The organism is Nonomuraea sp. NPDC049607 (genome assembly GCF_040675375.1).
Lineage (GTDB): Bacteria > Actinomycetota > Actinomycetes > Streptosporangiales > Streptosporangiaceae > Nonomuraea.
The window spans coordinates 122,782-132,582 of sequence record NZ_JBFAOV010000026.1 but is presented as its reverse complement, the minus strand read 5'-3'; the positions used below and the strand labels follow the sequence as shown (position 1 = coordinate 132,582).

Here is a 9,801-nt window from a genome sequence, read left to right as displayed (position 1 = left end):
ACGGCCGCAACTGGGACCAGGCCACCTCCTCCGGCCCCTTCTTCTTCCTGTTCGACTCCATGCGCTCCTGGATCCACTACCAATGGCAGGTCTTCACCTTCCACAGCGGGGTGCGCGACTATCACCAGTACATGTCCGACCCCTGGACATGGCCGTTGCTCTTCCGCCCGGTGTCGTTCTACTACCCGGCGGACGTGCCGCCGTCGGCGTGCGGGGCCTCGGCCTGCGCGCAGGCGATCCACGGCGTCGGCACCCCGGCCCTGTGGTTCGGCGCGCTGCTCGCGCTGGCGGGGACCGTCGTCCTGTACGTCAGGAGGCGCGACTGGCGGGCGGGGGCGGTGCTGCTGGCGTACGCGATGGGCTGGCTGCCCTGGTTCTACTACGCCCTGGCCGACGACCGCACGATGTACCTGTTCTACATGCTCCCGGTCGTGCCGTTCATGGTGCTGGCGGTGGTGCTGATGGCCGGGCTCGTGCTCGGCCCGGCGGACGCGCCGCCCACGCGCAGGGCCGTCGGGGCGGCGTTCGCGGGCGCGTTCGCGATGATCGTGCTGATCAACTTCTGGTGGTTGCAGCCGGTGCTCACGGCCGAGACGCTCACGCAGACACAGTGGTGGGCTCGGATGTTGATGCGCTCTTGGGTGACCGCCGCCCCCAAGTGACGCCCTTGCGCAGCGTGATGGCCGCCGCGACGCAGGCCAGCGGGACGGCCGGGAGCACGTAGCGGTAGTCGAACTCGGCCGTCGCCGCCGGGGCCAGCAACAGCCCGAACGCCCCCAGCCAGGGCAGCGCCACCGGGCCGCCGAACCTGCGCCAGCGGACGACGATGCCGTACAGGCCGATCAGCATGATTCCGCCGAGCATGATGCCGCGCAGGTAGAAGATCTTCTGGTAGCCGCTCATGATGTCCGCCCACGGGTGGACGATCCTGGTCTCGGGCGGGCCCTGCTCGTAGCTGAACGCGTCGGTGTCGGTGTGGCCGCCCCCGTAGGAGGACCACTTCGGCAGCCGCTTGGGCCGCCCGGTGTCGTCCACCTCGTAATACGGCCTGAACTGGTACATGTTGTACGTCGACTCGTCGGGGAAGCGCGGCCGTCCCCAGTGGAAGGAACGGAAGAAGTCGCGCGCGACCACCTTCAGATAGTCGCCCGGCTGGGACAGGATCGCCCGCGTGGCGAACGCGCTGGCCGCGTCGTTGGTGATGCCGCTGAACTTCTTGTTGATGCCCCACCGGTGGAGCACCTCGCCGGTGCCCGTGCCGTCGCCGTTGCCCTGGCCCCACAGGTACCACTGGGCGTAGTCCTTGCGCTGGTTGACCGGGTCGTTGATGCACAGCAGGAGGAGCTGGACCTCCTTGTACTTGTCGATCTTCATCTTGCCGCAGTCGGCGAAGATCGCGGTACGCATGTAGAGGATCAGCCCGTCGCTGTTGGTCATGGCGAATTTGCCGTAATTTGTGGAAAACCAGCCCATGTAGGTGAGGACGGGAAGCGCGCACGCCGCGACCACCGCCACGATCGACCGCCACCCCGCGCGCTGGACGATCAGATAGAGCACCACGAGCCCGAGGATCGGCATGCCGATCGAACGGGTCAGCCAGGTCATCGCGAGCAGCAGCCCGACCACGATCCCGGCCCGCCACGACAGCCGCCGCTTCCACAGCACCAGCGTCACCACGCCCACGACCAGCAGCGTGAACAGGGTGTCGGACATGACCATCTGCTCAAGCTGGATCTGGTAGGCGTCGAACAGCACCGGCGCCGCCGCCAGCGTGGCCGCCCACTTGGGCAGCGCGAACTTGCAGCGCAGCAGGGCGTAGATGAGCGCGGCCGCGGCCAGGCCCATCAGGTGTTGCGTGAAGATGGCGAGCGTGAAGCTGTGGAACGGCTTGAGCAGCATCAGCCAGAAGCTGTAGCCGTCGGGCCTGATCGGATGGGGCCTGGGGTGCAGCGCCACGTTGACGTACTCGTAGGAGTCGTTGAACCACATGGCCGGGCCGTAGCCGAGCATGGTGATCAGCCGCAGCACGGCACCGACGCCGAAGGCCACGGCGAACACGCGATGACGGCGCACGAGGGACAGCACGCGAGCTGCCCGGCCAGGAGCGGAGTGGTCCACAGGGGTAATCTCCGCGACGCTCACCATGCTGTAAAGAATGCCAGTCGTTTTTAGGTCTTGACCCGAGCACGCCGGGCACAGGGCATGATGGTTCACTGGAAGAGCCTTATTACTGAAGGGTTGAGACGTGGAACTGACGGTGGTCATGCCCTGCCTCAACGAGGCGGAGACCGTGGAAGTCTGTGTGCGCAAGGCATTGGCGTGCATGGAGGAGCACGGAATCGAAGGGGAAGTCCTGATCGCCGACAACGGCAGCACGGACGGCTCGCAGCAGCTCGCTCGTGATGCCGGGGCCCGTGTCGTCCACGTCGACGAGAAGGGCTACGGCAACGCCCTCATGGGCGGCATCCGCGCCGCCCGCGGCAAGTACGTGATCATGGGCGACGCCGACGACTCCTACGACTTCACCTCGTTGCTCCCGTTCGTCGAGCAGCTTCGCGACGGCGCCGACCTCGTGATGGGCAACCGTTTCAAGGGCGGCATCGCCCCGGGCGCCATGCCCCCGCTCCACCGCTACCTGGGCAACCCGGTGCTGTCGTTCGTCGGCCGGCTGTTCTTCCCGTCCGCCATCGGCGACTTCCACTGCGGTCTGCGCGGCTTCCGCCGTGACTCGATCCTGCGCCTCCACCTCCAGACCGGCGGCATGGAGTTCGCCTCGGAGATGGTCGTCCGCTCCACGCTCTCCGGTCTCGACGTGCGCGAGGTGCCCACCACGCTCTCGCCCGACGGCCGTTCGCGCCCGCCGCACCTGCGCTCCTGGCGCGACGGCTGGCGTCACCTGCGCTTCCTGCTGCTGTACAGCCCCAAGTGGCTGTTCTTCTACCCCGGCGTGTTCCTGATGGCCCTCGGCCTGGTCGCGGGCACGGCGCTGACGTTCGGGCCGGTGGAGATCGGCGAGCTGGCCTTCGACGTCGACACCCTGGTCGGGTCCTCGGCGCTGGTCGTGATCGGCTTCCAGGCGGCGTTGTTCGCGCTGTTCACGAAGGTCTACGCGGCCGAGGAGGGCTTCCTGCCCGAGTCGCCGCGGATCCGGAAGATCATCGACATCGTGACGCTGGAGAAGGGCCTCGTGGTCGGCGGCCTGCTGGCGCTGGCCGGTCTGGTCGGCCTGGTGATGTCGCTGGTCCACTGGCAGGTGCGCAGCTTCGGCGCGCTCGACCCGCGCGAGTCGCTGCGCATGGTCGTCCCGGCCGCCACGGCGCTCGTCATGAGCTTCCAGACGATCTTCGCCTCGCTGTTCATCAGCATCCTGGGCATCCGCCGTACCAAGGAGAGCTCGATCGACGTGGCCGCCAAGGCCGCGGAGGAGGCCGCCGAGGCGGTCTCCCTGGAGGAGTCCAAGCGTTAGGGGCCTCCGCGTCCCGGTGAGAGCCGGCGCCGGCCACGTGCCGGCGCCGGCTCTCGCCTTTTGCGCGGGGGTTGGGGGTTTGGACGAGGAGCAGGGCCGCGACCCGTAGGCTTAGGACATGTCCCAGCACATCTTGACCGCCGTCGCGTGGCCGTACGCTAACGGCCCCCGCCACATCGGGCACGTATCGGGTTTCGGCGTGCCGTCCGACGTCTTCAGCCGCTACCAGCGGATGGCGGGCAACAAGGTGCTGATGGTGTCCGGCACCGACGAGCACGGCACCCCGATCCAGGTGCAGGCCGACAAGGAGGGCGTCAGCGCCCGCGAGCTGGCCGACCGGTACAACCGGGTGATCGCCGAAGACCTGACCGGTCTCGGGCTCTCCTACGACCTGTTCACCCGGACCACGACGAAGAACCACTACGCCGTCACGCAGCAGATCTTCAAGGGTCTCTACGACAACGGCTACATCTTCCCCAAGACCACGATGGGCGCGATCTCACCCTCGACCGGCCGTACCCTGCCCGACCGCTACATCGAGGGCACCTGCCCCATCTGCGGCTACGACGGCGCGCGCGGCGACCAGTGCGACAACTGCGGCAACCAGCTCGACCCGATCGAGCTCATCAACCCCAAGAGCCGCATCAACGGCGAGACCCCCGTCTTCGTCGAGACCGAGCACTTCATGCTCGACCTGCCGGCCTTCGCCGAGGTCCTGGGCTCCTACCTGCAGTCCAAGCAGGGCGAGTGGCGGCCCAACGTGCTGAAGTTCGCGCTCAACCTGCTGGGTGACCTCCAGCCCCGCGCGATCAGCCGCGACCTCGACTGGGGGGTGCCGATCCCGCTGGAGGGGTGGCGCGACCAGTCCAACAAGCGCCTCTACGTGTGGTTCGACGCGGTCATCGGCTACCTGTCGGCCTCCATCGAGTGGGCCAGGCGCTCCGGCGACCCCGACGCCTGGCGCCAGTGGTGGCAGAACCCCGACGCCCGCGGCTACTACTTCATGGGCAAGGACAACATCGTCTTCCACGCCGAGATCTGGCCGGCGATGTTGTTCGGCTACAGCGGCATCGGCGCGCGCGGCGGCTCGCCCGGCGAGCTGGGCGCGCTCGACGTGCCGTCCGAGGTGGTCTCCAGCGAGTTCCTGACGATGGAGGGCAAGAAGTTCTCCTCCTCCAGGCAAGTAGTAATTTACGTACGCGACTTCCTGGCGCGTTACGACGCCGACGCCCTGCGCTACTACATCGCCGTGGCCGGCCCCGAGAACCAGGACACCGACTTCACCTGGCAGGAGTTCGTCAACCGCAACAACGGCGAGCTCGTCGCCGCCTGGGGCAACCTGGTCAACCGGTCGATCTCGATGGCGTCGAAGAACTTCGGCGTCGTGCCCGAGGCCGGCGACCTGACCGACGCCGACCGGGCCATGCTGGAGCGCTCGCGCAACGCGTTCGCCCCCGTGGGCGCGGAGCTGGGCAGGTCGCGGTTCAAGAACGCGATCACCGAGGCGTTCGACGTCGTCCGCGAGGCCAACAAGTACCTGGCCGAGCAGGAGCCCTGGAAGCTCAAGGACGACACCGAGCGGCAGAAGTCGATCCTGCACGTCGCGCTCCAGGTCGTCGACGACGCCAAGACGATGCTCACGCCGTTCCTGCCGGGCTCGTCCAACAAGGTCTTCGCGATGCTCGGCGGCGAGGGCGTCTGGTCGGGCATGCCGGAGATCCGCGAGGTCGACGAGGACGGCGGCGCCCCCTACCCCGTCATCACCGGCGAGTACGACGGCGCGGCGCGCTGGGAGCACCGGCCGATCAAGCCGGGCACCCCGCTCGCGCCGCCCGTGCCGCTGTTCAAGAAGCTCGACCAGAAGGTCGTCGAAGAGGAGCTTGGCCGGCTGGCCGACTGAGGCCGTAGTCCTTGAGCGTGATGGCGGAGGCCGTCTTCCTGACGGACTTCGCCATCATGCCCTTCCATGGCAGATACGGCATGATCTTGTAGTTCTGGTTCATGAACCAGGCCATCAGCCGGCTCTCCGGAACCATGAACTTGCTGACGCCCACGGCCGACTTCTGGCAGCCGGTCGCGTAGCCGCGCACCTCCTGCTCGTACCGGGCGAACGCGGCGCGGTGATCGCCGCCCGCCGCGGCCAGCTCGCCGGCCAGCACATAGGCGCCGACGAGCGCGAGGCCGGTGCCCATGCCCGACAGCGGCGACGGGCAGCAGGCGGCGTCGCCGATCAGCACCACCCGGCCGCGCGACCACGAGTCCAGGTGCACCTGGCTGGTCGAGTCGAAGTAGAAGTCGTCGGCCTCCCACATCTTGCGCAACAGCGTGGGCGTCTCCCAGCCGACCCCTCGGTACGCCTCGGCCAGCAGCTCCTTCTGCCGGGTCACGTCCCGGCGGTCGTGCTCCAGCGGCTGGGAGCCGAAGTAGAACATCGCCTTGGCCTCGGTGTTGTTCCTGGCGCTGTAGAGGCCGACCGTCTTGCCGGGCGTGCTGTAGAGCAGGCCGGTGTGGTCGAGGTCCAGGTAGTTGTCGAGCGTGAACACCGCGCAGTAGAGCCCGAGGTGGCTGGTGACGGCCGCCTCCGGCGCGTCGAAGGCGAGCGAGCGCACGTTGGAGTGCAGGCCGTCCGCGCCCACCACGAGGTCGAACCGGCGCGCCGCGCCCCGCTCGAACGTCACCGTCACCCCGTCCGCGTCCTGGGCCAGGGAGGTGATGGAGTCGCCGAAGACGTACTCGGTGCGGTCCTTGGTGGCGTCGTAGAGGATGCGGGCCAGGTCGCCGCGGAGGATCTCGACGTCGCCGGAGAACAGGTCGCCGGGCACGGAGGCGAGCTTCCTGCCGGACTCGTTGACGTACGACATGTCGCCCATGTGGGTCTGGAGGCGTTCGACGTCGGCGAGGATGCCGAGCGCCCGCAGCACGGCCATGTGCGCCTCGCCGCGGAAGTCGACGGAGTAGCCGCCCTCACGCAGGGCGGGGGCGCGTTCGACGACGGTGACGCGGTGGCCGGAGCGGGTGAGGAGGAGGGCCAGGGCGGGGCCGGCGACGCTCGCGCCGGAGATCAGGATGTCCATGCCCCAGAGCCTGCCGGGGCCCGCTCACCGCCCCCTCACCCCACGCTCACCGCCTCGCCCGGCCGCGCTCACCGGAGGGCGGTCGGGGGTTCGAGCGGCGGGAAGTCGTCGATCGAGCGCAGGGGCGAGGCGTCGACCACCTCCGCCGGGACGCCGGCCAGCATCAGGGCCTCACGGTGCGAGAGCCGCGCGCCCGCGCGCCGCGCCCCCGCGTACGCCTGCTCGCCCAGCGCCTCGCGCAGCCGCCGCGACAGCCCGGCGACGTCGTCGTCCTCGGGCAGGTCGATGCCGCGGATCGCGATGGCGGCCCCGAGCAGCGTGGCCGCCGCCGCCGGGTCGTCGTCGCAGGCCAGCGCCGCCAGCGCCTCGATCGCCCTGACGCTCTCCGACAGCGCGCCCGACGTGACCGTGCTCTCCACCGCCCGCAGGTAGGAGGCCCGCGCCCCGGCCGCGTCCCCCTCGGCCGCGGCCAGCCGTCCGAGCCCGACGAGCAGCCTGGCCATGTTCCCGGACGTCTTCACCCAGATCGGGTCGGATCGCCGCAAGGCGTCCTCGTAGAGCTCGCGGGCCCGTGCCAGGTCGCCCTCGCGTACCGCCACGTCGCCCAGGCCGCGCAGGGCCGCGGGCAGGATCGTGCCGCCCGTACGCCCGGCCAGCTCGGCCGCGCGCTCGTAGTCGGCCCGCGCGCCGTCCAGGTCGTGCCGGATGCGGTAGTCGCCCCGGTTGCAGTAGTGGTCGGCCAGGTCCTCCTCCGCGCCGAGCTGCTCGGCCAGCGCGATGGCCTCCTCGGTGCGGGCCAGGGCGGTGGCCTCGTCGCCGGTCGTACTGGCCAGCCAGGCCAGCGCGTCGAGCGTCATCGCCGAGCCCCAGCGCTCGCCGAGCCCGCGGAAGCCCTGGAGCGCCCTCTCCAGGTCCTCCTCGGCGGCGGCGAACTCGCCCGCGGCCATCCGCGGATAGGCCCAGATCAGCCGGGTGGCGGCCCGCTCCCACGCGTCGGTACCGCGCTCGCCGCGCCTGATCAGCGCGATCGTGGCGCCGGGCTCGACCGCCGCCGAGGTGACCATCGGCCACAGGCACGTGACGATCGGGTTGCGCAGGCCGTCCGCCGTGATCATCGTCTCGGCGGCGCCCTTGTGGCGCTCCCACAGCTCGCGCCGCTCGCTCGCCGCGGTGAGCAGGGTCAGCAGGTACGCGTCCCCCAGGGCGGGGTCGGGCCGCGGACCGGCCGCCTCCAGCAGGGCCGCCGCCGCCTTGGCCGGCACCGCGCGCATGCCGCGCATCCACAGCGAGAACGTCTGCGCGGCCAGCAGCCGCATCCCGAGCGCCACCTCGCCCTGCTCCACCGTCCAGCGCAGCGCCGCCTGGAGGTTGTCGTGGTCGGCCGCGAACCGGGCCAGCCACGGCAGCTGCTCGGCGCCCCGCAGCCGGGGGTCGCCCTCCTCGGCCAGCGCGAGGAAGTACGCGGCGTGCGCCCGCCGGTAGCGCGCGGCCTCCTCGCCGAGCCGGTCGGCGCAGAACGCCCGGATCGTCTCCAGCATGCGGTAGCGGCCGCCCGCCACCTCCAGGAGCGACTTGTCGGCCAGCGAGTCGAGCAGGTGCTCGGGAAGGCCGCAGACGGCCGCGGCGGCAGTCGCGGTGGCCCCGCCGGAGAAGACGGTCAGGCGCATGGCCATGGCCTGCTCGGGCTCGGTGAGCAACTCCCAGCTCCACGCGACGACCGCGCGCAACGTCTGGTGCCGGGCGTCGGCGGTACGGCTGCCGCGCAGGCTGAACCGGCCCTGACCAGCGAGGCGTTCGGCCAGTTCATCGGCCTCGTGCGTACGCATGCGGGCGGCCGCCAGCTCGATGGCCAGCGGGAGGCCGTCGAGCGCGGCGCAGATGCGTTCGACCGGCTCACCAGGGGCGAAACCGGGGCGTACGGCCTTGGCCCGGTCGGTGAAGAGGGTATGGGCGTCGGAGGGGGCGAGGGGGCGTACCGGCCACAGGTGTTCGGGGGTGATCGCGAGCGGCTCGCGGCTCGTGGCCAGCACGCGCAACGCCGGGCACGCGGACAGCAGCCGCTCGGCCAGGGCCGCGGCCTCGCCCACGACGTGCTCGCAGTTGTCCAGCACCAGCAGGACCGGGCGGTCGGCGAGCACCGCCACCAGACGGGCCTGCGGATCCGGCTCCCCGGACGCGCCCAGCGTCGCGGCCCCCAGCAGCGCGCCGTCGCGCACGCCGAGCGCGGCGAGGACCGCTCGCGCGAGGTCGGCCCCCGGGCTGATCGGGGCCAGCTCGACCAGGACGGCGTCGTGGTGGCCCCTGGCGATCTCGACCGCGAGCCGGCTCTTGCCCGCGCCGCCGGGGCCGAGCAGCGTGACCAGCCGGGCGGCGGACAGCAGCGCCGCGACCTCGGCCAGATCGCCGTCGCGGCCGACGAAGCTCGTGAGCCGCCCCGGCAACGGCTCCGCCGCCACGGCCTTCGCCGACGGCTCCGGGGGTGATTCGGGGAGCGGGGGCAGGTCTCCGCGGAGGAGGGACTGGTGGAGGGCGGCGAGCTCGGGGGAGGGATCGGCGCCCAGTTCCTCGGCCAGCAGCCGCCGCGTCTCCTCGTAGACCATCAGCGCCTCGGCCTGCCTGCCGTCGGCGCGCAACGCCCGCATGAGCTGGCCGCGCAGCCGTTCGCGCAGCGGGTGGCGCTCGACCAGCTCGCCCAGCTCGGGGACGACGCCCCGGTGGCCCCCGCACCGCAGGTCGGCCTCGATCCGGTCCTCCAGCGCGGCCAGGCGGCGCTCCTCCAGCCGCGCGCCGTGCACGGGGTCGAGGTCGGCGAACGCGGGCCCCCGCCACAGGGCCAGCGCCTCCCGCAACAGCCCCCTGGCCAGCACCGGATCGCTCCGGACGCCTTCCGCCCGGCCCGTCCCCCGCGCCGCGCCGGCGGCCTGGTGACCGAGGAGGGCGGCGCGACCGGAGTCGGCGAGGCGGAGGAAACGACCGGCGTCGATGTCCTCGGGGTCCGCGGCCAGCCGGTAGCCGGCGGCGGTCAGCTCGACCGGAATTCCGTCGCCGCGCAGCCGGGAGACCTGGGAGTGCAGGGCGTGCTGGGCGTTCTTGGGCGAGCGGTCGCCGTACAGGAGGTCGACGAGGCGGTCCTGGCTGACGATCTCGCCCGGACGGACGAGCAGCAACGCCAGCAGCGCGCGCCTGGCCGGACCACCCAGGGGTACGTCGACGCCAGCCGCGTCCCATGCCCGGGTGCTGCCGAGAATGCCGAAGCGCATG

5 protein-coding genes and 1 pseudogene are annotated in these 9,801 nt (G+C 71.1%); 3 read left to right on the top strand and 3 right to left on the bottom strand.

Annotated elements, in window-relative coordinates; all coding sequences use genetic code 11:
* Positions 1 to 662 (top strand): annotated as a pseudogene (locus tag AB0J97_RS37100) (phospholipid carrier-dependent glycosyltransferase); the annotation flags it as partial.
* Here the strand turns inward: AB0J97_RS37100 and AB0J97_RS37095 are convergent.
* Positions 598 to 2,073: a hypothetical protein gene (locus AB0J97_RS37095; RefSeq protein WP_364097723.1), complete on the bottom strand. Its 1,476-nt coding sequence runs from the start codon at positions 2,071 to 2,073 to the stop codon at positions 598 to 600. The pseudogene AB0J97_RS37100 and the gene AB0J97_RS37095 sit on opposite strands and share 65 nt — an antisense overlap.
* A gap of 172 nt (positions 2,074 to 2,245) precedes the next feature.
* Here AB0J97_RS37095 and AB0J97_RS37090 point away from each other — a divergent pair, with 172 nt between their 5' ends.
* On the top strand, positions 2,246 to 3,466 hold the full coding sequence (locus tag AB0J97_RS37090; RefSeq protein WP_357710032.1) for a glycosyltransferase: 1,221 nt from the start codon (positions 2,246 to 2,248) through the stop codon (positions 3,464 to 3,466).
* A gap of 118 nt (positions 3,467 to 3,584) precedes the next feature.
* Positions 3,585 to 5,366 (top strand): methionine--tRNA ligase, encoded by a 1,782-nt coding sequence (gene metG / locus AB0J97_RS37085; RefSeq protein ID WP_357710035.1) that lies wholly within the window; start codon positions 3,585 to 3,587, stop codon positions 5,364 to 5,366.
* On the opposite strand, the gene AB0J97_RS37080 is transcribed toward metG, so the two are convergent.
* Entirely contained in the window at positions 5,311 to 6,540 is a 1,230-nt protein-coding gene (locus tag AB0J97_RS37080; protein ID WP_364097719.1) for an FAD-dependent monooxygenase, read from the bottom strand. The genes metG and AB0J97_RS37080 overlap by 56 nt on opposite strands.
* Before the next feature lie 68 nt (positions 6,541 to 6,608).
* Entirely contained in the window at positions 6,609 to 9,800 is a 3,192-nt protein-coding gene (locus AB0J97_RS37075) for a BTAD domain-containing putative transcriptional regulator (RefSeq protein WP_364097716.1), read from the bottom strand.
* Between the last annotated feature and the right edge of the window lies 1 nt (position 9,801).